General features: G+C 55.4%; 16 protein-coding genes. 8 read left to right on the plus strand and 8 right to left on the minus strand.

All coding sequences use genetic code 11. The features are described from left to right. Positions 1-73: 73 nt before the first annotated feature. The 3 genes from RBB62_RS14705 to RBB62_RS14715 form a co-directional block, all read right to left on the minus strand. Positions 74-2,626: a DEAD/DEAH box helicase gene (locus RBB62_RS14705; protein ID WP_309399738.1), complete on the minus strand. Its 2,553-nt coding sequence runs from the start codon at positions 2,624-2,626 to the stop codon at positions 74-76. Positions 2,627-3,235: 609 nt separating this feature from the next. Then, positions 3,236-4,933 (minus strand): beta-N-acetylhexosaminidase, encoded by a 1,698-nt coding sequence (locus RBB62_RS14710; RefSeq protein ID WP_309399739.1) that lies wholly within the window; start codon positions 4,931-4,933, stop codon positions 3,236-3,238. A gap of 80 nt (positions 4,934-5,013) precedes the next feature. After that, positions 5,014-6,567, minus strand: a complete 1,554-nt coding sequence (locus RBB62_RS14715) for an SIS domain-containing protein (RefSeq protein WP_309399740.1) — start codon at positions 6,565-6,567, stop codon at positions 5,014-5,016. A gap of 92 nt (positions 6,568-6,659) precedes the next feature. On the opposite strand from RBB62_RS14715, the gene RBB62_RS14720 reads away from it, so the two are divergent. After that, positions 6,660-8,039, plus strand: coding sequence for a PQQ-dependent sugar dehydrogenase (locus RBB62_RS14720; RefSeq protein WP_309399741.1), 1,380 nt, complete (start codon positions 6,660-6,662; stop codon positions 8,037-8,039). Positions 8,040-8,187: 148 nt separating this feature from the next. Here RBB62_RS14720 and leuC read toward each other — a convergent pair whose 3' ends face one another. Both leuC and RBB62_RS14730 read right to left on the minus strand, forming a co-directional pair. After that, on the minus strand, positions 8,188-9,615 hold the full coding sequence (gene leuC / locus RBB62_RS14725) for a 3-isopropylmalate dehydratase large subunit (RefSeq protein ID WP_309399742.1): 1,428 nt from the start codon (positions 9,613-9,615) through the stop codon (positions 8,188-8,190). Between the two features lie 160 nt (positions 9,616-9,775). After that, positions 9,776-10,396, minus strand: a complete 621-nt coding sequence (locus tag RBB62_RS14730; protein ID WP_309399743.1) for a hypothetical protein — start codon at positions 10,394-10,396, stop codon at positions 9,776-9,778. Between the two features lie 214 nt (positions 10,397-10,610). On the opposite strand from RBB62_RS14730, the gene RBB62_RS14735 reads away from it, so the two are divergent. Next, complete coding sequence (locus tag RBB62_RS14735; RefSeq protein WP_309399744.1) at positions 10,611-11,414, plus strand: Hsp33 family molecular chaperone HslO; 804 nt, start codon at positions 10,611-10,613, stop codon at positions 11,412-11,414. A gap of 9 nt (positions 11,415-11,423) precedes the next feature. On the opposite strand, the gene RBB62_RS14740 is transcribed toward RBB62_RS14735, so the two are convergent. After that, complete coding sequence (locus RBB62_RS14740; RefSeq protein WP_309399746.1) at positions 11,424-13,949, minus strand: hypothetical protein; 2,526 nt, start codon at positions 13,947-13,949, stop codon at positions 11,424-11,426. Positions 13,950-14,020: 71 nt separating this feature from the next. Between RBB62_RS14740 and RBB62_RS14745 the strand changes: the two genes are divergently transcribed. Both RBB62_RS14745 and RBB62_RS14750 read left to right on the plus strand, forming a co-directional pair. Next, on the plus strand, positions 14,021-15,343 hold the full coding sequence (locus tag RBB62_RS14745) for a tetratricopeptide repeat protein (protein ID WP_309399747.1): 1,323 nt from the start codon (positions 14,021-14,023) through the stop codon (positions 15,341-15,343). Positions 15,344-15,445: 102 nt separating this feature from the next. After that, the gene (locus tag RBB62_RS14750; protein WP_309399748.1) at positions 15,446-15,898 is read left to right on the plus strand and encodes a hypothetical protein; all 453 of its coding nucleotides are present in this window, start codon (positions 15,446-15,448) and stop codon (positions 15,896-15,898) included. Between the two features lie 155 nt (positions 15,899-16,053). Here RBB62_RS14750 and RBB62_RS14755 read toward each other — a convergent pair whose 3' ends face one another. Together RBB62_RS14755 and RBB62_RS14760 are read right to left on the minus strand one after the other, a co-directional pair. After that, positions 16,054-20,703, minus strand: a complete 4,650-nt coding sequence (locus RBB62_RS14755) for a polysaccharide lyase family 8 super-sandwich domain-containing protein (RefSeq protein WP_309399749.1) — start codon at positions 20,701-20,703, stop codon at positions 16,054-16,056. A gap of 301 nt (positions 20,704-21,004) precedes the next feature. Next, on the minus strand, positions 21,005-21,763 hold the full coding sequence (locus RBB62_RS14760) for a hypothetical protein (protein WP_309399750.1): 759 nt from the start codon (positions 21,761-21,763) through the stop codon (positions 21,005-21,007). Between the two features lie 419 nt (positions 21,764-22,182). Between RBB62_RS14760 and RBB62_RS14765 the strand changes: the two genes are divergently transcribed. The 4 genes from RBB62_RS14765 (at position 22,183) to RBB62_RS14780 (ending at position 25,919) form a co-directional block, all read left to right on the plus strand. Further along, entirely contained in the window at positions 22,183-23,187 is a 1,005-nt protein-coding gene (locus tag RBB62_RS14765) for a LacI family DNA-binding transcriptional regulator (protein ID WP_309399751.1), read from the plus strand. A 124-nt stretch (positions 23,188-23,311) separates the two neighbouring features. After that, positions 23,312-23,665 (plus strand): DUF3147 family protein, encoded by a 354-nt coding sequence (locus tag RBB62_RS14770; protein ID WP_425499898.1) that lies wholly within the window; start codon positions 23,312-23,314, stop codon positions 23,663-23,665. Between the two features lie 47 nt (positions 23,666-23,712). Further along, a complete protein-coding gene (locus tag RBB62_RS14775) occupies positions 23,713-25,035 on the plus strand; it encodes a glycoside hydrolase family 30 protein (RefSeq protein WP_309399753.1) in 1,323 nt (440 codons plus the stop codon). A gap of 71 nt (positions 25,036-25,106) precedes the next feature. After that, positions 25,107-25,919, plus strand: a complete 813-nt coding sequence (locus RBB62_RS14780; RefSeq protein WP_309399754.1) for a class I SAM-dependent methyltransferase — start codon at positions 25,107-25,109, stop codon at positions 25,917-25,919. Positions 25,920-26,044: the final 125 nt, after the last annotated feature.

The raw sequence follows: 26,044 nt of genomic DNA on the forward strand, positions 1-26,044 counted from the left end.
TTTCTTTCTGCGACTGCTTAACTCGGCCCCGGCAGGATTACTGCCGGGGTTTGTTGGTTACGCAGAGCATTGATCACACCGCCATCGTGCCTTCGAAGCGTGTGCGCTGGGCAGGTGTCAGTGGGGGTAATTCGGCGAGGCGAATGATACCGAAGTGGCTCAAAACATATTGGCGGGCGAGCTCCTTGAATTCCATCCAGCGGTCCCAGTAAAAGTCCGGTGCGAAAGCGATGTGGTTCAGGATGCTGCGCCATTCCAGGTTGGCGCGTTCGATGTCGCCGGGGCGCAGCTCGTCGCCGAGGAAACGGTGGGCCGCGTCGGGCGTCTCGCGCAACGTCGCAATGACCTCTGATGCGCCATTGCCGTAGCCGGGGGGCAGACCGCCATCGAGGTAGCCGGAGGCCGTGAGGCCGCGGTAGGTTAGGCGGCAAAGGTTGCCGAGGCGGCTGCTGGTGTTGTCAAAATGCTCGAAGCGGTGACCGGCGCGGAGGTTGGCGACGTCGAAAAGCAGGTCTGCCAAGTCGTAAGTTTCATCCTCCAAAGCCGCGGCAATTGCGAGGCCTTCACCGTGATTGAAAAAACTGAAAACGACGCCGCGTCGGGTGGGGCGCTTGTAGTCGTCGATCAGGCCAAGCTGCAGCCAGATTTCGGCTGCGGTGCGCTTGGCGTTGTCCGGGTGGCCGCCACTGGCGATCTGGGCAAAGGTCGGGAAGGCGGGTGGGACAACTTCGCGTTGTGGCGGGTTGATTAGCGCGCTGCCGTTGGAGTCGACGCGGGCAAAGACCATGGCGCGACCGTAGTCGAGGCGCGCAGTGATGGTGTCTCCCTGGTAAACCATGTCGACCATGCGCCCGCCTTGGCTGAGATACGGCAGCAGCGGCGCATAAACTTCCTCCAGTCGCTGCAGCGTGCAAAGGCGGACCGGAGGGCGGTCGTCGGGCAGGTTCTTTAAAAAGTAATCTTTCAGCGCGCGGTGGAACCACTTGACCAGTGATACGCGGCCCTTGCGCTCCTCGGTGGGGAAGGTGGCCAGCGGCACTTGGCGGCCATAGCGTTTGCGCTTCTTGCCCTTGAGGCGGCAGAGGTTGCCCACCTGCACGCCAGCCAGCGACTCGGGGGTTTCCAGCGCACACCGCCACTCGCCGTCGACGTAGAGTAGGGCTTCTTCGAGCGGGATCTTGGTAGGCGCGCGGAGGCGCTCCCACTCGCCGAGCTCGTTGCGCATTTCCTTGATTTTCTTGGTCTGCGGCTCGCGGAAATTAAACTCGCCGAAGCCGTTCTCGAAGACCTCGCCGGACTTGGTTTTGGCCAACTCGTCGGAGGGAATCGGGCGTCGCTGCGGCATGGCTTGGGCCACGGTTTTGGCCTTCTTGCCGGGGGGCGGAAGCCGTCGGAGGCCGAGGCGCAGGCGGTTCTCGGTAAAAAGGCGCTCGGACAGCTCGTCTGCTGCTTTGACCGGGTCCACACCGGTCTTGTCCGCCTCATGCATGACGGCGAGGAAGCTTGGCCAGTCAACCGTCGACGCGCGCTTGAGGCTGAGTGGGCGGGCCTCGGCCATACGAGGCTTGCCCGGGGCAACGAGCACGAAGCCCTTGTCGTCGAGGCCACGGCGGCCAGCGCGGCCAAACATCTGGAGTAGCTCATCTGGGCGCACTTGGAATGTGCGGCTGCTGTGCTTGTATTCGCGCTCCGTCACGAGCACGCTGCGCATGGAGAAATTAATGCCGGCGGCGAGGCCGGTGGTCGCCACGATCACGCGGAGTTGGCCGGCCTTGGCCAGCGGTTCAATGAGGCCTGCACGTTGACGGTAGTTCAGGCCGCTGTGGTGAAAAGCAATGCGGTTGCGCAGCAGCTTGGCCAAATCGTCGCCCGCGATCTCACGTTGCTCGTGGGTGAGCTCCAGCCACTCGGGCAGGGGGAGGGCGGCGCTGAGCTTGGCGGCCAGGTTTTCCGCTTCGCGGCGCTGCGGCGCAAACACGAGGATCGGGCCAAAGTCTTCCGCGAGAGCGCGGGCGATCATGCGCGGCCAGAAACCACGGACGTGGTTGGGCGCCGAGTCGGGCAGGCTTTGCAGCTGAATTTCGTCCTGCGGCACGGGGCGCTGCTTGTGCTCGACGAGCACGGCGTCTCGGCCGATGGATTGCAGCCAGTTGACGAGCTTTTCCGGGTTGGCGACGCTGCCGGAGAGCAGTAGCAGCTGGGTGCCGGGGGGGGCGAGGGCGATGGCGAGCTCGTAGTTGATGCCGCGTCGGGCGTCGGCGAGCATCTGGTATTCGTCGATGACGAGGAGGCCCGGGCCCTTGCCCTGGAGAAATTTTGCCTTCTGCGTTTCCAGCGTGGCGACGACGAGTGGAGCGTCGAGTTTGTCGGCGACGTCGCCCGTACACAGGCCGACATTCCACCCTTTGGCTCGCCATTCGTATAGCTTGTCGTTCGCCAGCGCGCGGGTGGGCACCGTATAGATTGCCTGACTTCGCAGCCCGCGCTCCACGAGGAGCTCAAAGATGTAGGTTTTACCGGCGCCGGTGGGGGCGTTGACCACGACATCTCGCCCGGCGAGGAGGTGGTTTACTGCATCTTGCTGCCAAATATCTGGAATCCGAAGATTATTAGGGAGACCTTCCACTCTGCATCCAAGTAAAACGGCTTCACCGAGCAAAAGCAAACCCAAGTTGCTGACAAGTGTTGGATGGACCGTAAGTTCTTTAATGACAAGCAGTTTAGCTGTTTGATTCTGCAAGATTCGGAATTCTCGGCTTTAAGCCGATTTCGGTTCGCAGTATATCCATTTCAATTGTGAAATTCAGATCCACTTCGCCCAGTATTTCGGTCGGTGGGATTAGCTTATCCAAGCGATCGATGCGACTGCGTGCTAAGTCCACGTTAGGGGACTCGGTTTGCAGTCGGTAAATCTGTGTCAGGATTTCATTTCTATTGCGGACATCGAACCCTGGTCCGCCACAATAGTGACCGCCATACCAGAGGGAAGAAACGTAGTCAGGTGAGCGAACGAATGTTTTCCCATCCTGAGCCTTTTAGCGATGTATATCTTCAAAGGCTTGTGGGTAGGCCGGGTGTCTGGACTTCTGAAACCAAAACACTGGAACCGCCCAAAGCCACCAGCGTAATCATACATAACCGTGTAATTTTCTCTGCGATATCCAACGAGAAGCACCGCGACGAACGCGAATGAGAGCAGTGTTTTTATCCAGGGCTTTCGCATGTGGTAGTCCGTTTACAGCAGCTTTCTCAAGCGCTGACTGCTTTCGTGGAGACCGCCGATACGACTGCGGCGAATCCAGAGCTTTTCAAATTGGCCGATGAGCTGGGTAAGGTCAGCACGGAGGCCAGAGCTGAGGCTGAACTCGCTGGCCGCGCCAGCATGCGCCTTGACTGCCAGGCAACGCTGGGCCGCAAAGCGCGTCAGGTCGATGGCGAGGTCGAGCTCGCCACGAAGCCAGGCGGAGTCTTCGGCGTGGATCGTCGTTTTATTGAGGACCGATTCCCATTCCCACGTTTGGTTGACCACGCTTTCCAGCGCGGCTTCCGGGCAGTTGGCTAGCTTGGCCTGTAGCTCTTCGATCGGTAAACGCAGGCTGGTGAAGAGGAAGCTTTGGTTGGCAATCTTGATCGGCAAAAGCTGGTCGACATCGCCGAGCTCCAGCAGTACTTCCGCCGCGGTGCGGTCTTCGCCTTTGAAGAAGAGGCGGTTGAGCTGCACCGTGAGGTCGAGGTTGCTCTCGGCATCTCCATACCAGGAGAACACAGCGCCGGCAACGAGGCCGGGCAGCGCGGTGGGCCAGGTTTGCGGGTGGCCGTTGTCGCCCCAGTGGGTCACGAGGAAACCGCTGGCCTGATTGATGAGCCCGTGGCGCGCGGCGGAACGGATGTTTTCCAGCATGTTGCGTACGCGGCCGGTAAAGCTGTTCCAGGTCGAGTCGCCCGGTGCCACGTAAAACGGGCGGTCGGTGCTGGCGAGGACTTCGCATTGTTGGTCGAAGGGGTGGTTGGCCTCGTAGCCCCACAGGATCGGCGTGACGTTGTCCGGCAGCTCGTCGATGAAGGCAGGGTTTTCGAGCAGGATATCCGCCCAGCACATGGGCTCCGCATTGCGGCTGTCGGCCAGCTCGCAAATGCGCTTGAGGAAGCGGGCGTAAACGGCGTGCTTGCCCTCGGCTTCGACCTGCGGCTTGCTCCAGCCTTGGCCGAGTTCCCAAGGCTCGTCGCCGCCGATGTTAAACTTTGAGCTCGAAAAGTGCGGCAGGAGCTCTTGGTAAAGTTCGTTGAGGAAGCCGAGGCTTTCCTCGTTGGGACGCAGGGTGCCGCCACAGGGGCGCGGGCCTGTAACGGGGTGGGTGAAGCCGTCGGGGCACTCCGCGAGGTTTTGATAATCTTCATGCTGGAGCCAGCGCTCGAAGTGGCCGAAGGAATTTTGATTGGGCACGAGCTCGATCTGGCGGTCGGCGCAGTAGGCGTCGAGGGCTTCGATCTCGTCGGGCGTCATCGGGGAGGCGGCGCCCCACACGGTCTCGTGGCCAGCGTAGGCGAAGGTGTGTTCGGTGTAGAGCTGGAGCTGGTTATAGCGCAGGGAGGCGAGGGCGTCGACCAGGCGAAAAAGGTGGTCCATCGTCGGCACGCGGTCGCGGGAAATATCGAGCATGTAGCCGCGCACGGGAAAGTCCGGCCAGTCCTCAATGCGCAAGCAGGGGAGGCCGACGTCTTTGGATTGCTCGGTGATTTGCTGCAGGGTCTGCTCGGCGTAGTAGGCGCCCGCGGCGTCGGCGGCCTTAATCGAAATCTTGTTAGGGCTGATCGTTAAAACGTAGCCCTGCGGGGCAATGCCTTTTTCGCCAATACTCAGGCTGGACGGGGTGTCCGTGGAGCAGGAACCTTCATTGATCTTCAGTTTTCGTGGTTCTGGAATGAGCAGCATGGTGCAAAGATTGTCCGGTGTTTTGGTTGGGGCGTCAATTGGGATTTATACCGTAACACTTATTTAATAGAAGCTTATGATTACGGCTGCTTCAGCGCGGCGAGGGTCTTGAGCACGATGGGCTCGTCAGGCGCGAGGGTTGCGCGCTGGTGGTAAAGCTCGCGGCAGATTGTTGCATATTCGGCGCATTCGCCGTTAGCTTTGCGTTGCAAAGTTTGAATGTAGCGGATGGCGCGGTCGATCAGTTTGTTGTTGCTGGGCTTCACATAGGTCATCAAATTGCCCTCGTAGCGGCCGATGCAACCCATGACGAGCGTCGAGTGCGCGTTGAGCAGCATCTTGAGCAGCGTTTGCGCATCGAGCAGCGGCAGGCCGACGGGAATGGGTTGCGCGGCAAGTTTGCCCAGCGACCAGATGATGGCGCCGTCCACGCGGTCGATGTCGAACACATGGTGCCGCGCCTCGCCGCAGGACAGCGCACGGTTGTGCGCGGCGCGGGCACCGATGTCGTAACCCATGAGTCGCTCGTGCCGGGTGACGGGTAACTCGTCCGGCCACGTGAGGCAACGTGGGTCGCGCCGCAAGAGTTGCCGCCACGCCAATGTGACGCTTGGCTGGCTGGCGATGGTCAGGTAGGTGAGGCTGAGCGGTTCGTTGGTTTGGCCTGCGGTGTAGTTTTCAAAGACGGGTAGGGAAAACGTCGGTGAGCGCTCGGTGGTGTCGGTGAGGACGGTTACCCCGAAGTCCTCGGTGACGTAAAGCGTGCGGTCGCCCTGCTGGTAGATTTCAGTTTCGCGCGCAATGAACTCGGCGAGGAAATTCCAGTCGAGCGCATCCACGGTTTGGGCAAACTGCGCCAAGCGGTCGGCGATACTTTGCGATGCAAAGTCTTCCTTGGCGGCGAGCTCCAGCGCTAGGCCAACGCCGTATTGCAGAACGGTGCTCGACTGCATGCGCGTGCTGCCGGCAATGCCCATTGGGCCAACGGCGAGGTTCCACTTGCGGATGCCATCGTTTTCAATGACGCGGCGCGAGCGCTCGACGAGTTGGCAGAGGAGTTCGTCGGGGTTGCAGTAGCAGAACCAAGGCGCGCGTTCGCTGATGCGGGCAGCCTCCTCGGCGGCGCCGATGACCCACGGCGTTTCCCCGCCTTCGGTCGAAGCGATGAGTAAGTCTTGCGCACCAAATCCGAGCTCGCGCAACTGGCGCTCGCCGTAGCTGGGGAAGTCTTCAAAGCCTTCGATGGAGCGAATAAGCGCGGCGTCGCCGCCGGCCATGAAGCCGATTACTTTGTCTTGCAAAGCTTCCGGCACGAGGCCTTCGCGGCAGAAAGTTTCCAAGGCGATGGAAAGGCGTCCTGTGGCTCCGCAACCGGCGAGGAAGATGCGGCCACCGTTCGCCCAAGTCGCATGGATATCGCGCACGAGGTCAGTGGCGGGAGCAAGCCGCTCGGCCATCGTGGCGAGCGCCTGTTGGTCGACGGCCTTGAGGGCGGCGACGGCGGCCGGTAGGTCGTCCTTGCATTGGGCGGAAAGATTTTGCGTGAGCGGGTGGGGCTGCTCGGTGTCGAGCTGGCCGAGTTGAAAGTCGGCGGCGCAGGCCAGGAATTCGTCAGCGGTATCGGCGGTTTTCACTAGGGATCATTGTGGAGAAATCTTTACGTTGAAGCGACGGAAAACTGCCGATCATGTTTGCCCGCATGAGAATTTTTGTTATGACTGGCTTCATGAAATCTTGGTTGCTGGCTGGTGGGATGTTGATGGTTTGTGGCGTGCTCAGTGCGGCGAAAGTCGAAGAGCTTTATGCGCAACATTGCAAAATTTGCCACGGCGAGAAGCTGGAAGGCGGCCTCGGCAAACCACTGGTCGACGGCGTGTGGCGGGGCGATGGTAGCCCGGAGTCGATTGGCGAGATTATCCGCAATGGTCAGTTGGAACTCGGTATGCCAGCGTTTAGTGATGTCCTGTCCAAGGAGGAAATCCGTGCTCTCGTAATCTTCATTAAAGGGAAGGAAAAATACGCGCTGGAAAACCCGCCCAAGCCCGAGCCCGGCACGACGAATGTTTATAAAGTAGCAGGCGAGCGCTTTAAGCTGGAAACTGTCGCCAGCGGACTCAAGACGCCGTGGTCCGTAGCGTTTCTGCCGGAGGGACGCTTCCTCGTTACGGAAAAACCCGGGCGCTTGCGCATCATCGAAGCCGATGGTAAGCTCGGTGCGCCGATTCAGGGCATCCCCGAAGTTCGCGACAGCGGGCAGGGCGGTTTGCTCGAAGTGGCGCTGCACCCGGATTACGCGAATAACGGCTGGGTGTATCTTTCGTTTGCCGATCCGAAAGGCGATGAGCAGATGACGAAACTGGTGCGCGGCAAAATCAAGAATGGCAAGTGGGTTGACCAGGAAACGATTTTTGAGGCACCGGCAGACACCTACTCCGGCCGTGGCCATCACTTCGGCAACCGCATTGTCTTCGACCAAGACAACTATCTGTTTTTCAGCATTGGCGACCGTGGGCGGCAAAATCAGGCGCAGGATACCAAACTGCCCAACGGCAAAATCCACCGCGTGCACGACGATGGCTCCATCCCCGAGGATAATCCATTTGTCAAAGGCGGTTTCCCGACGCTCTGGAGCTACGGCAACCGCAATCCGCAGGGCCTGGCCTTCCACCCCGAGACGGGCGCTTTGTGGGAGTCCGAGCATGGCCCGCGCGGCGGTGACGAGATCAACGTGATTAAGAAGGGCGTCAACTACGGCTGGCCGGTCATCACCTATGGCATGAATTACAACGGGACGCCCATCACCAGCGAAACCTCCGCCCCGGGCATGGCGCAGCCGATTCATTATTGGACGCCGTCCATCGCCGTGTGCGGGATCGCTTTCTACGAAGGCGACGCCTTCCCGAGCTGGAAAAACAAGCTGCTCGTGACCTCACTGCGCCAGCAGGAACTGCACTTGATCACGCTCGATGGCGAAACGATGGTCCGCGACGAAATCATCCTCGAAGACCGCGGCCGCCTGCGCGACGTGGGCAGTGGCCCCGATGGCGCGGTGTATCTGGTGTTCAACGGCCCGGACGTGCTCGCGCGTTTGGTGCCGGTGGAGTAGCCAGCCCAGCGTCCCGCTGGACCGATAGATTTGCACGTGGTGCAAATGCGGGCTCCAACGTAGAAGATAGCAGGATGCTGGCTCCCACAAAAAAAAGCGCCGGTCCTTGGTGGAACCGACGCTTTGGGTTGGAAACTTTGGCTGCGAGTTAAACGCCGACCGGCTCTTCCACTTGGTGGAACAACTCGCGGGCGTCGGTGACTTCGCCGGTGATGGCGGCGGCGGCGACCATGACCGGGCTCATGAGGAGCGTGCGGCCGGTCGGGCTGCCCTGGCGGCCCTTGAAGTTGCGGTTCGAGGAGCTGGCGCAAAGTTGGTTGCCGATGAGCTTGTCCGGGTTCATGGCCAGGCACATGGAGCAACCGGCACCGCGCCACTCAAAGCCGGCTTCGGTAAAGATCTTGTCGAGGCCCTTTTCGATGGCGATCGCGGCAACGACCTGTGAGCCGGGGACGACGATGGCCTTCACGTGGTCGGCTACCTTCTTGCCCTTCACGTATTGGGCGACTTCCTCGAAGTCACTCAGGCGGCCGTTGGTGCAGGAGCCGATGAACGCGACGTCGATCTTTTGGCCCTTGATCGGGGCGCCTTCGGTGAGGCTCATGTATTCGTAGGCTTCCTCGGCAGTGGCGCGGTCGTGCGTGCTGAGGGAGTCGAGCGTCGGCATGTTTTCGTCGACGAAAATTGCCTGGGCCGGATTGATGCCCCAGGTGACGGTCGGTTTGATGTCGGCGGCGTCGATGTTGAAGACGTCGTCGTATTCGGCGTCGTCGTCGGAGGCGTAGGCCTTCCACTTGGCGACGGCGGCATCCCACTCCGCGCCCTTGGGCGAGTAGGGGCGGCCTTTGAGATATTCGAAGGTGGTTTCGTCCGGGTTGACGTAGCCGCAGCGTGCGCCGCCTTCGATGGACATGTTGCACACGGTCATGCGCTCTTCCATCGTGAAGTTGTCGAAGACTTCGCCGCCGTATTCGTAGGCGTAGCCGAGGCCGCCGTTTACGCCGAGGCAGCGGATGATGTGCAGGATGACGTCCTTGGCGTAAACGCCGGGGCCGAGCTTGCCGCTTACGTTGATGCGGCGGACCTTCAGTGCGTTGAGCGCGAGGGTCTGGGTGGCGAGCACGTCGCGGACCTGGCTGGTGCCGATGCCGAAGGCGATTGCGCCGAACGCGCCGTGGGTGGCGGTATGGCTGTCACCACAGGCAATGGTGGTGCCGGGCTGGGTGATGCCCTGCTCGGGGCCGACGATGTGGACGACGCCCTGCTTGCCGGTGTTGGTGTCGAAGAAAGTGATGCCGTTGTCCGCGCAGTTCTTGCGGAGCTCTTCGATCATGGCCTGAGCCAGCGGGTCGCTGTAAGGCTCGATGGCTTCGTTGGTCGGCACGATGTGGTCGACGGTGGCGAAGGTGCGCTGGGGATACTTGACGCTGAGGCCGAGGTCGCGGAGCATGCCAAAGGCTTGCGGCGAGGTCACCTCGTGGATGAGGTGGGTGCCGATTAACAGCTGCGTTTGCCCGTTCGGCAGTTTGCGAACGGCGTGGTCTTCCCAGACTTTATGAAAAAGCGTTTTGCCCATGATCGATCTAATTAGAAACGTTCCAAATTAGACCGCCATTTTGCGGGGCGTCAACGGGAAAGGGGGAATGATTTTTGCCCGTAACAGTTCTGCATTTGCTCAGAAAAAAGCCAAGGCTTCCGATGGGGAAGCCTTGGCTGGTAAGCGATGTGGTGTGGGGTTACGCGGATTGCTTGCTTTTGCGTATCCGGCGCACCCAGAGAATTCCGGCCAGGCTGCAAAAGCCGATCATCGTAATAATCTGCGCGGGTTCCGGCACTGGGGCGACGGGAGGCGCTGTCCCAATCAAGACATTAACCGAGTCAGCGCCCCAAATCCAGCTGTAGGTCCCCGGGGTGGCCATGAGGCTGGCAATGCTTTGCCCGGCATAGACTTTGCTAAAATTCAGCACGTAGGGGGCCGCGTTGTAGCCTGCCGGCACGCCCACGTAGGGCGTAAAACCACCGCCATCATCTCCTTGAACAAAGAAGGTGTCTCCCACGGCTCCGAGGCCTGATACTGAGCCGCCGCCAGCACCGAAGTTTGCCGGGTAGGAAATGAAGTTGCTGTAGAAATCAAAGTTAGCTCCGGGGGCAATGTTGACCACATTTGGGCCACCGGTGGCGATGAAGTCGCCGCTGTAGCTGTTTAAAGTGCCCCCAAAGGTCAGGCCTGTTAAGTCGAGCTGACCGGTCGCGGTAACGCCCAAGTTTGGCCCTGTGTCATAAACGTAGATCGTTAAGGCTGCTTGAGCCGTTGAAACGAGGGATAGTAGTATAATTGGAATAATATGCTTTTTCATGAGGTGAGTTCTGTTTCTAGTATATTCACCTGATAGTCAAACCTAATGGTTATGGCCTACATTAGTGGTGGTTGTTGCCCTGGTTTGCGTAATCGTCTCTTGTGTCGTATGCGTCTTATTGACGGTGCTGGCTTTCTGTCTTTTCGACTTCTTGAACTTCGATTTTGCACACTCAAGCTTGCCCCGGCGCCCGATGTGCTAAAAAAGTGGCGCGATGGATGAATCTTTTAGCGAGCAGGAAGCGAATCACACCCGGGTGGAGTCTTTGTTTTTGCGCGGGCGCAACATCTTGCTGACGCGGGCGGATTTCGCGCCGCTGATGGAGCAATGGCGTACTCATCAGCTTGAACACCATCTGGATGCGCCGGTGGAGCTGCAGAATTTGTTTCAGCGCACGCTGGCGTGTTTTGCGCTGCATTGCGTGTCGCGTCCGCGTCGGCAGACGTTGTCCTGGACCATTAATTTCCAGGAGCCGCTGACGAATCTCTTCGTCGTGGGCGACACCGATGACGACACGGTTGCGGGCCGGATTTTTACCGAAAACGTCGCTCAGGCCGAATACAACAGCTTTTATCAGGAGGTCGGCAAGCGCGGGCAGGAGCCTTACCGCAGCTACATTGATTTCGAGGGCCGCGACCCGCTCCATGCCGCGCAGGAATACTACCAGCGTAGCGAGCAGCGACCGGCGCGCTTTTTCCAGCTTTCGGAGACGGAGTTTGCGCTGTTGTCGGCGCACCCGGACTGGCATCGCGACTGGTTTTACCGCGTGCAAAAATCGGACATCGGTCAGTTTGACGAAACCGAAGACCTGCACCACATCGAGACGCGTTTCCTGAAGTGGGACTGCGGCTGCAACGAACAGCGGATCTTTGCTGCGCTGGAAAACGTGTTTCGCGTGCAGGCCGATGAGCTCTTTGCCGGCGACGAGGTGATTACGGTCAATTGCCCGCGTTGCGCCGCGAAATACGGTGTGACCCGTGAGGCGCTCGAAGGCTGGGTGGCGCAGAAGGAAGCTTAGCCGATTGGCCTATTCGCTGACTTGGCCGTAGCGAATGATCAGCCGGGCGAAGAACGGATTCACCTTAGTGAAAGTGTAGATGACGCTGTCGTAGGGATCGCCGCTGGTGACGAGTGGGGATCCGGCATAAGCCGTGAAGGGCGGCTCAAGCGTGGTTGAGGTTTCCGCGGCAAAGCTAAGGAGCGGGCTGTCCGAGCGGAATTGAAAAGACAGCAAATAGTTCGCGCTGCCGTTTTGCAGCACTGGCGGCGTGGTCGGCGTCAGCGGATTTCCATTGAGGGCGAATTCCTGGAGGTTGGTCAGGGCGTCGCCATCGGGGTTTGCATTGGCGGCGGTGAAGCTGAGGTCACTGAGCTGCTCAGGGCTCAGGTAGCCCGCGAGCCAGTCGGTGTAAGCACTGGGGCCGGTGGTAAATTCAAGAGTCGTAAAGAATTCATCGCCGTTGATGAACTCGACGTCTTCGTAGGAATCGGTTTCGACGACGACATCGCGCTGGAAGAATAAATGGACGCTGTAGGCCGTCTCGGGGTCGAGCACGCCACCGGGGATTTCTCCGCTGAGTCCGTCGGCAGCGATGTTTTGCAGGGGAATGCTTTGTGCCGGAGCGCCGGTGATGTAGGCCTCGACGCGCATGTCATCGGCTGATGCGTCAAAGCCGGTCCAGCTGATTGGAATTGGCAGGCTGGGGTCGGGGCTGGCGTCCAGGGCGCTGGTGTCGACGGAGATGCTCGGTGCGCTGACGGCGGGCGTGGTGAAGGGGGCTTGGCGCGTGTAGAGAATACTTTCTTTCCACGTCTGAAACCAGTAGGTGGCGTCGGGGTAGGCATTGGCCATCGCGGTAGCGTCATCGAGTAAGACCTGCTGCCAAACATCGGCGTCGAGCGAGGTTTGTTCGAGCACAAACAAGCGCGTGGTGATCGGGCGGTTGACCTTGGCGTCTTCCAGGCCGTCACCGTTAATTTGGTGGATGATGAAGCGCATCGAGGCGTCGTTGGAGGGCGTCACGCCGGTGCCGTTATCGAAGTAAGTCCCGCGGTAAATGCCAGCCGTCGCGACTCCCGGCCATAGGCTGTCAGATGTCATGATGTCGAACTCAATCGTGTGCGCGTTTTGGGCGTCGATGTTGGCATGGGTGGTTCCGTCGCCCGCAATGGTGAGCGTTGCTTGGTAGGTCGTGGTGTCGGTCAGTGTATTGGCGGGAATGACGAAGGCGTATTGCGAATTGGAGGCGGTTAAATCGCTTTCAATCGTGGCGACAACTTCGTCCTCGCTGTCGGTGATGACGAGTGTGCCCGTGGCGGAGTTTGGCAGGTCGTCTGGTTGTTGAATGAGGATCGAAAAATCCAGGCCAACGGGCAAAGCCTGGCAGGCATCCCAGTTGGCAATGAGCGGTGCGGTGGTGGAGATCGCGCAGTCCCAGTTATCGATTTCGAGCTGGGTATTGCCGCTGGTGTAACGCCAGCCCAGGGAGATGACGCCGTTGATGAAATGGTCAAAATCATCGCCCGTCAGCTTGAGCTCGAAGTCGTGGGTGCCTTCGTCGGTTGGTGTGTCAAACTCGTAGCTCTTACGCACGTCGAGTTGGGCGAGGGTGAGAGCGCTGAGGTTGGCGGCTGTGGGCTGGTCGACGTAGCCGAACAAGTAGTCTTTATCTGTGTCTGCGGTGATGGTGGTGGCGTCGGTTTGCATCCAATGAGCGTAACGCGTGAGGCTTGGGGAAAGTGATTGGCGGACGCCGGTGGTGCTCAGGCGAAACCAGGTTTCATTGGTGTATTGCGTGAGGACTGCGTAGGGGTTGACTGCGCTGACAGTGGTTAATGTGGACGGACTGATGAATTGAATGCGCGCCAAGTAGTCGCGGTTGGAATTGAGGGTATTGGCAGGGATGCTCAGCGCGATCGAGGTGTTGCTGTATACTTCGTTGAAGCTCGTGGTGATCGTGACCGGGTCAATCAGTGTCATCTGAATGTAGTTGACGTAGCCAATGCCAGCGGAGCCAAATGCGGATTGCTCCAGTTGAACGTTGAAGGAAGAGCTTGGATTGACCGCGCTGGTATTGAAGTAGTTGGTTACCAGAGGTTGCGCGAAAGGAAACGACGCTGAGGAAATGAAGTTTGTCTGTGCGGTTTTGGCAAACTCGCCTTCCAATTGGGTGGTGAAGGCGTAATTGTAAGCGTCGTTGTAGCTGCTGCTGAGCTCGGCTTGAGTGGCGAAAGCAACGAACCCGCGCCACTGAAGGTCGTCTTGAAACTGAATGGGGAGATCGACTAAATTGACTGCGAAGCTGGCGCCCTGTAAGGCAGGTAAGCCACTGATTTCAAAGTAGTAGTCCAAGAAGGCGCCGTTGCTGGGGGTGCTCAGGCTATAGTTCTCGACCTGGTAATTAAAAACACGCTTTTCGACAACAATGTTTAGTAAATCTCCTCGTGCGTTTACGCAGACCATGACGCATAGCAGAAAGAAGCAGTTTTGTAGTCGTTTCATCATTTTTTTGTGAACGATGGCTTGGTAAGAGTCAACTTCAGGGTATTTCATCCGTGAAATGTTGCCAATATTGGCTCTGCTTCGAGGTTGCCAAAATAGCATGTTGGCGATTCTCTATGAGCATGCCCGAATTCGTGACGCAGCGTGGTTTGATTGTTTGGGCGGAATCTCCAGAGGCGGTGTCCGCGATTGAGCAATTTGAAGTCAATCTGCTGGGCCTCACGCCACGCGCGGCGGACATCTTAACGCAGGCCAATGAATTCACGGAAACGCCCCTGGTGCAGGCCTACGCGGCCTTGGCCATGCTTTACTCGCAATCGCAAAACGGGCATGCGGGTGCTGAGGGCTACCTGCGGGCGGCGCGTCGATGCCTGCCGGGTGCGAGCAAACGGGAGGCGCTGTTTGTCGAGGCGATTGAGCACTTTCAACGCAATGCTTTCCACGAGGCGCTTGACCGACTGGAGCGGTTAACCGTCGATGAGCCGCGTGACCTTGTGGCGGCTAAAGCCTGCGAGTTTCTATACTACACCTGCGGGCAGCATTTCAACGGCGAGCGCTTCCTGTGGCACATGATGCGTCTGCGCGCGGCCAATGGCGCGCATGCGGGCTTTTTGTCGATGCTGTCCTTTGCTTACGAGCTGACGGGGCGCTATGGGCAGGCGCGCGCCGCCGCCGAGCAATCTCTGGCGCTGGAGCCCGGTCAACCGTGGTCGCACCACACGCTCGCGCATTTGCTAATCCGGACCGGGCAGGTGGAGGAGGGCGTGCGAGAGATGGAGCGCTTTGCACCATATTGGTCGGCGTGCGACCGCGGCATCCACGCACACAATGCCTGGCATCGCTCGCTCTTTTATTTGGAAAAAACGGATTGGGCGCAGACCAACCGCGTGCTGCGAGAGGATATCTGGGAGCTGTCGCCAGAATTGGTTGGTGAGCAGATTGACGCCATTGCGTTGCTCTGGCGGATGGACATGGCGGGGCAGGCGCAGGACGATGTTTGGGTGGACGTTTTAGCCAAGGCGGGCCCGCATGCTGGTGAATGCCTGATCCCGTTTCTTGACGGGCAATTTACCTACGCGCTCGCCCGTTGTGGGCAAACGGATGCAGCGGACGAGGCTGTGGCTCGCGCCCGCGAACGAGCCGCACGAAAGGACCGCGAGGCGCGAGAAATCTGGCAGCCGGTGGGCGTAAACTTTGTCGCGGCATGTGCGGCGTGGGGGCAGGGGGATGCTGCGCGGGCCGCCGCGTTGATCGATCCCATTGTCGAGCGCCTGCCGATGGTGGGCGGCAGCGATGCGCAGGACGATCTCTTTCGCCTGGCCTACTTCAACGCGCTGGCCGAGTCCGGGCGCAAGGCGGACGCGCGCCGCTACTACGACCTCATTGCACCCGCCAAAACTCAGCGTACTCCGCTGGATGAGCTCATGCTCGCCAAGTGCAATTAAGCCGCGCTGCAATGAGCGTTGGGCTCGGCGGCGAAAAGAAATTTTAATGCCCGCGTTGCTTTTACCTTTAATCTTTGGCCGTTAAGCTTAAACCTCCGCTCCATGGACTATCGTTTTTACTTGGTTATGCATTTTGCGGGCATCTTGCTCGTTTTCTTGGCGTTTGGCAGCATGATTGCGCGTTCTGCGTTGCAGCCGGACAACGTTTCGTGGCGTAAGTTTGGCAGCATCACCAGTGGCGTTGGGCTGCTTTTTCTGCTCGTCGGCGGCTTTGGTTTGCTGGCTAAATTCAATTACGGATTCCCCGGTTGGGCGATGGTTAAGTTTGTAATCTGGTTGGCTCTCGGTGCTTTGACTGCGATTATCAACAAGAAGCCACACGCTGCCAAGGGGCTATGGTGGACGGTTTTTGTCCTCGGCTTTGCTGCGGTTTTGACGGTTACATTTAAGCCGCTCAGCGGCGTTGGCATCAAGCCACACCGCCCTGAGCCAGTGGGGCAAGTTGAGGAGGCGGTTAATTCGTCTAAAGATGCTATGGAAAATGCCGCGCAATAGGGCGTGTATTGCCGAATTCAGTTGGATGATGATACGGCACCTCTCATTTGACTGCTCTTGTTTGACAAGTTTGCATGTGCTTTAAACAAGTGAGGCAGGGGGAGTATCCCCCTGCCTCACAGCTAGACGTTAATTGGGCGTTCTCTTTTTATTGATTACTGTGCTTCGAGTGTTGGGCCATTTCCGCTTTCGTGAGAGGAGAACTCGATCATTCGATCGGTATTTGAAGGCTGCACGAGTATGAAGCTAGCGGTGCCATCTCCAGAGGCTTCAGTCGTGACGTAGCTGGTGACATCAAGAGAGACTTCATTGCCAATGTCGGCACTTTCGACACTGAAGGATTGGATGAGTGATCCAGCGCTGGGCTGATTATTCCAGTTGATGCCGCCTTCAGTCCAGCTGTCATCGGACAATGTGCGAAGCTCGACATTGAAGTTATCCGTGCCTTCCGTTCCCAGAGCAGCCAGGTGTAAAACGAGATCTACGCTGGTGCTGCCCGCCAGGGACGACACGGGGAACTGGATAAAGCTATGTCGGGTATAGCCGGTTACGTTGACGGATTTGACAACCAGCCCATTTGATTGGCCGTAGTTTGTCGCGGCGTAGGTGCCGTTGCGCGTGTAGGAATCCGCAGTGGACTCAACGACAACGAGGCCAGTGTCTTCGTATAGGCGGATGTCTTTGTAAACAACGTTTGTGCTGCCGTTTGCATCATCATCGGCAGTCAGCACCAGCCAGTTCATTGCGCCCGTATAGAAGGTGCCGACCTCGATAACGTAGGTGGCGTCTCCTGAGCCATTAACGTATGTGGGGCTGATCGGCCAACCGTCCGGCCAGTTTTGGCTGCCGCCGACTTGGAATACGCGCTTATCGTTGAGCATGACGTTATCTTCATCCAAGCCCATGCCGATGATTTCTCCGGAGTCCGTCGCACTCACGGTGAATTCCAGAACGGTATCGGGGGTTACCGTGTAGCTGACCGGAAATTTCTTCCAGTTATTGCCAGTCAAGGTAATCCAGTAACCGCTGCTTTCAATGCTGGTCGTTCCGCTCAGATCCTGATCAGCATAGCTTTCGTAATCGGTTTCTCCGAGCGTGACATAGCCATCACCGTCAATGCTGGTGACTGCGGGGACATCGGTGTCCTCATAGACGCGTATGTTACTAAACACGACATCGGTTGTGGCGTTGGCGTCATCATCAGCTGCCAGCACCAGCCAAAGCATGGAGCCGGTATAGTAAGAGCCGACGGCGATGCTGTAGGTTGCCTGTCCCGAACCATTGACATAGCTCGGTGTAATCGCCCAACCGTCCGGCCAGTTTTGGCTACCGCCAACCTGGAAAACGCGCTGGGCATTGAGCATGTCGTCATCTTCGTCCAGACCGACGCCAATGATCTCACCAGAGTCCGTCGCCTCGACCGTAAACTCAAGAATCGTATTGGCCGTTACCGTATAATTAAGCGGGAATTTCTTCCAGTTATTGCCGGTGAGTGAAATGGACGCACCACCGGCCGCAACTGTCGTTGTGCCAGAGATGTCCTGATTATCATAGCCAGAGTAATCACTGTCGCCCATTGACACATTGCCATTGCCGTCAATCGAAGTCGTGGTGGAGCCTCCACCTCCTGTGACCGAAATGGTAATGGAGTTCTCGGTCGTTGCGCCATCGTCATCAGTGGCCACGGCTTTCAATGTGTAACTACCGCTGCCAAGCCCTAAAAGAGCGCTGTCGGTTTCTGGGCTGGCCGTACCCCATTCGTAAGGAGCAATGGTTTCCGTGCGCACTAAAACGTTGTCAAGATACAGCGCCACACTGGTAACGGTTCCGTCGGTATCGCTGGCGTTGACTACTGGACCGAGGTCTGCGGGGGCGGTGATAGATGCGCCGTTACTCGGGCTGGCGAAGCTAACTACTGGTGCCTGATTCGTTGGCCCACCAGTCACGGTGATGGAGATTGACTCTTCAGTGGTTGCGCCATCGTCATCAGTGGCTACGGCTTTCAATGTGTAACTGCCGCTGCCAAGCCCTAATAGCGCGCTATCGGTTTCTGGGCTGGCCGTACCCCATTCGTAAGGAGCAATGGTTTCCGTGCGCACCAAAACGTCGTCAAGATAAAGCGCCACACTGGTAACGGTTCCGTCGGTATCGCTGGCGTTGACTACTGGACCGAGGTCTGCGGGGGCGGCGATAGATGCGCCGTTAATCGGGCTGGCGAAGCTAACTACTGGTGCCTGATTCGTTGGCCCACCAGTTACGGTGATGGAGATTGACTCTTCAGTGGTTGCGCCATCGTCATCAGTCGCCACAGCTTTCAATGTGTAACTGCCGCTGGCTAAGCCCAGAAGCGCTGCATCCGTTTCGAGCGAATTGGCCGTGCCCCATTCATACGGCGAGACGTTTTCCGTGCGCACCAAAACGTCGTCAAGATACAGCGATACATTGGCAATGGTTCCATCTGAATCAGTTGCAGTCACCACAGGGCCGAGGTCCGCGGGAGCGGCAAAAGAGGCACCGTTGCTGGGGGTGCTGAAGGCAACAGAAGGTGCCTGGTTGCTGGGACCACCGCCGCCTCCGGCGACACTCAGCATTGCGCTCTGTCCTGCATACTGACCGGTGGGTAGGTTAAAGGTCAGGGTTTCATTGATGTCGCCGGAAAGCGTAATTGTCGCAGTGTTATCCGTTTGTTCGGGATTAGAGCACCATACTTTCACCGGGTTCGAAGATTCGTCGATCATTACGATCATCTTGGAATCACACTGGACGCTTAGTCCGGTACGAACCTGAATCGTGCCCGCTTGGTAAAACACTACCCCCGAAACCCCGAGGCCGTTGTGGCGCACGGCCTGCTGGTTTCCATTATTGGCAATGATGGTTATTGGCAGATTATTCGAATAGCTTTGCGTTTCCGATTTCGACATTCCGGGAGTCAAGATATACTCGTAACTGCCGGCAGCGGGTCGCACGCCGTGGTCAAACCAAAGGCTAAAGACATCCTTGCTAATCGTTGCACTGGATTCCGTATTCTTAATTTCGTACCAAGAACCACTCTGTGTGTTGTTCCGCAGAGTTACATTTGAATTACTGGGAAAGACATACCCGACGTTGTCGTGGTGCACCCACTTCGGATTGGAAAGTGTGGTAGCGCCCGTGGAACCCGTATAAGTTCCAGACCCAGTTCCATACTCCACATAGACCGAGCCGTCAGTGAGGCATTGGTTGATTGAAGTGTAGAGTGGAGCGCTTGAGATGCTAGTTATGTTGTTGCCTAGGCAAACGACTTCGTCATCAAAGCAGAACCAGGCTTTTTTGCCTTCGGTGTAATCCCAGTTCATGTTGTATGCGGCAACACCGTACTCACCATCAGATACACCACCTACAAAGTCTGTCGTGCCGGGGTTATACATCCAATCGTTAGGCTTGGGGGCGGGATCCAAATGTCTTGAGGTAGTGCCTGGAATTCGGCCCCAGTCCCAGACCGGATAGATCTCATCATACTCGAGTCCGCTTTGAGTGATCCAGGTCATGCCTTGGGACAAGTATTTCCCCTGAAGGTTTTCACCATTGCCCGCCTCATGCGAAAAAGTCCGACGCGACACTAGTTTGATGCCAACCATGTAGTCGCTGCGGCGGTGTGAATGGTAATCTCCTCTCCAAAAATGCTTATTGCCCACCAGCGAATCATCGTCATTGCCGTTGAGGTGATTCTTAAACGCCTGAAATTCTGCCGCACGGGGATAGCCTCCAGCGATCATGCGGTCACATACTTTAATCATCCTTGCGGCGCTACTTTTGGGATCTCCGGGGCGTCCAAGAGCACGGCCAGCAGAGGCATTGTCAAACACACCATTGCGAATCATCCACTGCGTTCCATCTAGGAACAAGCTGGAAAACAGCGTGGACTTTGCGGGATCTATGCCAAAAGACAAACCTCCGCTAGCGCCAAGCCAAAAGCTGACGTCCTCCTGGAAGCCAGTGCCGTAACCCCAGTTCTGTAGCATTCGGCCGTGTTGGAAGAACGAGAAGTCCTCGATGATGCCATCCTGAAGAACGCCACCGGTATCGCCATTTCCTTGTCGCGCCAGGTATTCCGTATTGTCATTAAATTTGATTTCATTGCCAATGGCAGTGAACGCCTGACTAAGCGCAGTAGGATTCTCATAAGCCTCTAGGCTGCTAATGCAGACATGTATCCCAGCCAACCACATGAGATTCTGTCCAGTAGCTGGACTGCTATGGTAGTAATAACCAGAGGCAGAAATGCTGTCATAGCCGGTTTCCCATTCGCCATAACAGTAATCATAGCCCTGGCTCAATTGGCTGCTCGTAATCTCGCCCTCAACCAGGACAAGGATATGTGCCATGATTTCGGGACCACCAATCACATTGTTCCAGCTGTTCAGATTGTTTACCGGGTGGGCTGAATACCAGTAATCGAGTCCATCACGAATCGCATTACGCATAGTCGTGCTATTGGTGTAGCCAGACCCGCTTTTTCGATAGGCAACAGCCATTTGCCTGAGGCGCGCCAGGTGATCACTTGGTTCCCAAGCCGTCTGAGCCTGATGGTTGTAATCGATATCAGACCAACTGCCATTGATATTCTGTGAATTAAGGTAACTTCCAGCGCCAGCATAATCTGTGTTATCTCTTAGCTCATTGAATATACGACCGCGTAGCGTATCGACTTCATCTGCCTGCAACGATTGGGCGATAGAAAGGAGAAGAAAACAAGTTAAGGTGCGGTAAAGACACTGTCGGAGGTGGATGGGTATCTTAGCTAATGTAATATTTATTGTGTTCATGGGTAGTGCTATTCTGTTTTTGTGAATCGTTTCGGGGAGCTCGTGCTTCGGCGGCTTCTTTCTGGACTTTCAGTGCCCAGTCGGCACCTAGCGCGACGAACTGAAATTGGGGAAGTAAGGGGATGAGTTAATTTTGGAGGTAGCCTTCCAGATTAGCGGGACTGCCTGTCGCCAATCAATGTACATGGCTTGTTAGTCATAACATCATGCATCATTCTGATAGAAAAACTGGCCGTCTCTTATCGAGACGGCCAGTTGGTGAGGAGCGACGAGATATTGGCGGCAGGCGCCGTATCCAGATTTAAATTCGGCTCCGGCGCAGGAGGAGGACACAAGTTCCAAGCAGACCAATCAACAGCGCATACGATCTTGGTTCGGGTATTGTTGTGGGATTGGTCAAATTTTGGCCGGTGGTGTCGATGTAAATGTCATCAATGTAATCATTACCACCGCCGTGGGCGTTTACCACGAGCAGAGTCACCAATCCGCTGGTAGTGCCATTGCGGAAGGCGCCGCTTCCGATAGCCGAGGTGGCGTCATCGCTGCCCGTGGTAACATAAAGCGTCGTGGTGTCGTTGGTGTTGTCTAGCTCTAGCCATACGTTATACCAAGTATCGGCGGCACCATTCTCAAGGTCTCCGGTGAATCCGCCTCCATCTCGCAGTTGGAATCCGTAGTCTGCGTCTGCAATGCGGCCATAGCCTTCATAGTCGCCAAATGAATTGAAATTTCCAGTAACGTTAGGGGAAGCCACATCCGAAGAGCCCCACACAAAATTGGGTGCCGCCGCGTCGCTACGTATCCGGAAAAACAGCGTGCCTGTGGTGTTGTTATCGATGCTCGTGATACTATGGAAGGCTGCAGTGACGTTGCCGGAACTGACGGGCGATGTGTCGATTAAGTATACGTTATTGGAGGCGTTGGTCGGATCTGCGACAATAGAGCCCTGAGAGCCGGCGCCCCAGTTGTTCCCGTTTTCCATGTCATCCACCAGCACGAAGGCGCCTTGGCACAAGCAGGTGGACAGGGATAGAGTTAAGATGAGTGGAGGTATCTTCATGGTTGTTTTGGAGTTATGGGTGAGATGGCAATGTATATTCTTGAGTGATCGGCACTCAATTTCCCTGAAATGTTAGACATAACACCGTGGCGCTTTATGATCGGCTACCGCTATGATTTCTCTGCGTAAAGCGGATTGTTGCGTAGGCTTTCAATCGTTCATGCGCTCGGTGTGCGGGCTTGCGAACAAAGATAAAAAACTGGGTGCTGCGATTAATTCTCGTATGGGACGAGATTGCTCAACTATTGAAAGGCATGTGGCATAACCCCTTCAAGGCGAGGCGCTTTGGAGAGGTAACTTAAAGTGTCTTACGAGAGAGGCACTTTTCACAGGTGAATGTAGTTTCGAGATTTTTGGGTTGCATCGTTAGGAGGGGAGGCAGAGATTCGCGCTGTGTTAGGCATAACACGAATGCCCCGATGGTTAGTTATAAAGACATTGCTCGCGAAGCTGGTGTTTCGGAGATGACGGTTTCTCGTGTTTTCCGCAACGAGGCAAAAGTAAGATCTGAAACTCGTCAGAAGGTTATGGCTGCGGCTGAGAAGCTCGGTTATCGGCGCAACCCCCTGGTGGATACACTCATGAGGCAGGTCAGAAATAAGCGTGTCCTCACGGACGTTCACCATCTTGCATGGGTTTATCCTGAGCCCGGAAATACCTCTCGAACAGTCTTCGCGCAATATCTGACGGGAGCCCAGCAACGCGCCAAAGAACTTGGCTTTAGCATTGATGTTTTTACCCTCGGTGAGATGCCGCCGAAAAGGCTGAGAGATATATTACTTGCGCGGGGGATATCAGGTATCCTTCTGGGGCCAACTTATAATGATGTAATTGATTTGGGTTTTGATTTTACGGGATTTGCAGCAGTGACATTTGGCTATTCTATACGCTCACCGAATCTGAACAGAATTACTTCACATCATACGAAAAATCAGTTCATGCTTTTGAACCGATTGCGTGATATGGGGTTCCGTGACATTATCTATGCGTCGCCATATTGGCATGAAGAACGCATCAATTTTGGTTGGTTGGCATCGACTCTGGCCTTTGCTAAAAAGCATGAGCGTGACATGCGCGTACGTTGTATGATTCTAGATGAGCTAAAGGATTTGCTCGCCTGTACGCCTAAGGCTCACCTACCCCAAGTCGTGATCTGTGATCGCTTGAAAATCGATGAGTTGACCGTACCGTATGGCTTACGTGTTCCTGATGACTTCAGTTATGTCACGCCGACCGTGGAATTGACGACGAAGCTGGGAGTTGAGGTCGCCGGCATTGATCAATGTTCAAAAAAAATTGGTGCCCGTGCAGTAGAATTTTTGACCGAATTGCTAGCGATGAATCGTTTTGGAGTGCCAGAGAATCCTTCAGCAATTTTAGTTGAAGGAACTTGGCGAGAAGGTGAGACGCTTAGGTTGCGCTAAATCTCATCGATAGCGTTCGGGTAAATCCCTTTTGTTACCTAGCAGGGATGTTATGTTTAACATTTTGAATGCTTTGCCCAACGCGCTCATTCATACTAGATCATTGTTGTTTTATGAGCGATCAATGAATGTGATTATTAAATATGCAATAACTGCTTTCATAGTAGTTTTAGTTTCAGAAATTGCCAAGCGTGCAGATCGTATTGGTGCGTTAATAGCATCCCTACCTATCGTAACTATCCTGACGATGATATGGCTGCATTTAGAGAATCAGCACACCGACAAAATTGCCAATCACGCCTATTACACCTTTTGGTATGTGCTGCCAACTTTGCCAATGTTTTTACTGATTCCCTGGCTTTTAAAAAACGGGATACGATTTGAGATATCTATAGGTCTAAGTGCAGTTTTTACTGCTTTTGTGTTTTTAGTAACATCATTGATGTTAAAGCGAATCGGTGTGGATTTATTACCATAGTGAATCTCAGTAACAAAACGATTTGGTCGTAACTTTAATTTTGAAGCATGCTATCATTTACTACTTCTCCCACTGGTACATGGGAAGCTAATCGTGTAAAAGAGGTTCCTGCCAAGAAAAGCCTTCAGTTGAATGTATCCAAGCAGTCAGCGCATCCGGTTCTTGGATTTGGTGGCTGTTTCAATGAGCTTGGTGCACGTGGATTATTCGCCCTCTCTGAAGAGAAAAAAAACGAAGCTCTTCAGGCGATATTCGGTGACGACGGTTGCCGATTTTCTTTTTGTCGCGTCCCAATTGGTGCAAGCGATTATAGCATAGAATGGTATAGTCACAATGACACTTTTGGCGATTATGAAATGAAGCATTTCTCTATCGCTCATGACTACCGTTTTCTGATTCCATATATTAGGGAAGCCTTGAGCATACGACCTGACCTGAAGTTATTTGCTTCCCCATGGAGTCCACCGATTTGGCTAAAGGAAAAATGTCGATATAATGGAAGCCGCTTACGCCAAGAGTCTCGTGTATTCGAAGCATTAGCTGAGTATTTTCTGCGGTTTGTGACTGCTTACCGGCAAGAGGGTATCGAAATAAATCAGGTTCATGTTCAAAATGAACCTCGATCTAGCCAGAATTTTCCTTCATGTATTTGGACGGGAATCGAGATGCGAAATTTTATTCGCGACTATTTGGGGCCTAGATTTGAAGCCGCGCGTGAAACTTGCGAAATTTGGGCTGGTACGATTGAGAAAGGTATTTTGCTCGGGTGGGCTCCGGAGGATTTCAAGAACCAGACTTATCATGAATGGGCGCATGTAATACTCAGTGATCCGCATGCTCGGAAATATATACACGGCATCGGCTATCAGTGGTGTGGTAAAGGTGCGCTTCAGCAAACGAGAGCCAATTGGCCTGAGGTCCCTATCATTCAAACAGAGAATGAATGTGGTGATGGAAAGAACACTTGGGACTATGCATTTTATACCTTCGACCTAATGTGGCACTACTTTGCAAATTTTGCGTCTGCATATGTCTACTGGAATATGCTACTGCCGCCAGGTGGTGAAAGTACTTGGGGCTGGCCGCAAAATACGTTAATCACCATTGATGAGAAAAGAGATGTGATTATCTACAATCCTGAGTATTGGATTATGAAGCACGTCAGTCACTTCGTTGAGCCTGGCGCTACAGTCTACTCGCTAACCGGAGATGGAGCTGCACTGAGTCTGCTGTTTAAGAATTCAAATGGTCAATGGGTTTTTATCCTTTCCAATCCACTTTACGAGCGCGTCGAAATATCTCTAGCCCTGGATAATGACTTGAAAGGATTGTGTTTTCCACCTCGTTCTATCTCTACGCTAGTCATCTGACTACGCTGTATAGACTAGTTCAGCTCCAGTGGTATGAGCGCCTGAATTCATAGAAACAGAAGTAAGTGCCTATGCCTATCAACGAAAATTACCAACCCGCAATTGAGCGATTTACGGGTTTTGAAAAAACATATGATAACGCGCGTCCATCTCCACCAGATGAATTGGCGAATATGCTCTGCTCTATTTGCCGAAGCCCTGTACCTGAACTCGTAGTGGACTTGGGATGCGGAACTGGTTTATCGACTCGCTATTGGAGTGATCGTGCAAGTTGCGTTATCGGTGTTGAGCCAACAGAATCGATGAGGCGCCAAGCGGAGGCTGCGTGTCAGGACTCCAAATTGCGTTACCTTGATCGCTTCGCTCATGACACGGGTTTAGTGGGTGAGAGTGCAGACATCGTCGTAGCTGTGCAGGCCATGCATTGGTTGGAGCCAGTTTCGACTTTGGCTGAAGTGGCCCGCATTCTACGGCCCGGTGGTGTTTTTGCTGTTGTGGACTATAGTTGGCCACCTACAACGCCATTCTGGGAGGTGGATTTGGCATATTTGAAATGTCACCAAAAGAGCTCTAGATTGGAACAACTCTATGGCGTATCTAGTCGGCTAATGCGCTGGAACAAAGATGGGCATCTCCAGCGAATTCGTGAATCTGGGCTATTTCGTTTTTCCAAAGAGTGCCATTTACATCATGTCGAGCTCGGTGGAGCAGAAAGGATCGTTAACCTGCTGCGAAGTCAGGGGCATATACAATCACTGCTCAAATACGGATTGAGCGAATCGGATCTGGGCATCCTCGAATTAAGTTCTGTGGCTAATAGTGCTTTTGGAAATGATGTTTTACCGTGGCACTGGAGTGCTCAAGTGTATTGGGGCGTTAAGTGATCGGTGAAAAATCCCTGACTGTAAAACCAGAGGTACTTGAGTTAGTAGGTAAGCGTCCGGGCTGCGTCCACCTTTCCTGATTGGCTTTGATCTGTTATACATCTGGGATGGATGTTGAGATCGTT

Source organism: Cerasicoccus maritimus, assembly GCA_031296935.1.
Lineage (GTDB): Bacteria > Verrucomicrobiota > Verrucomicrobiia > Opitutales > Cerasicoccaceae > Cerasicoccus > Cerasicoccus maritimus.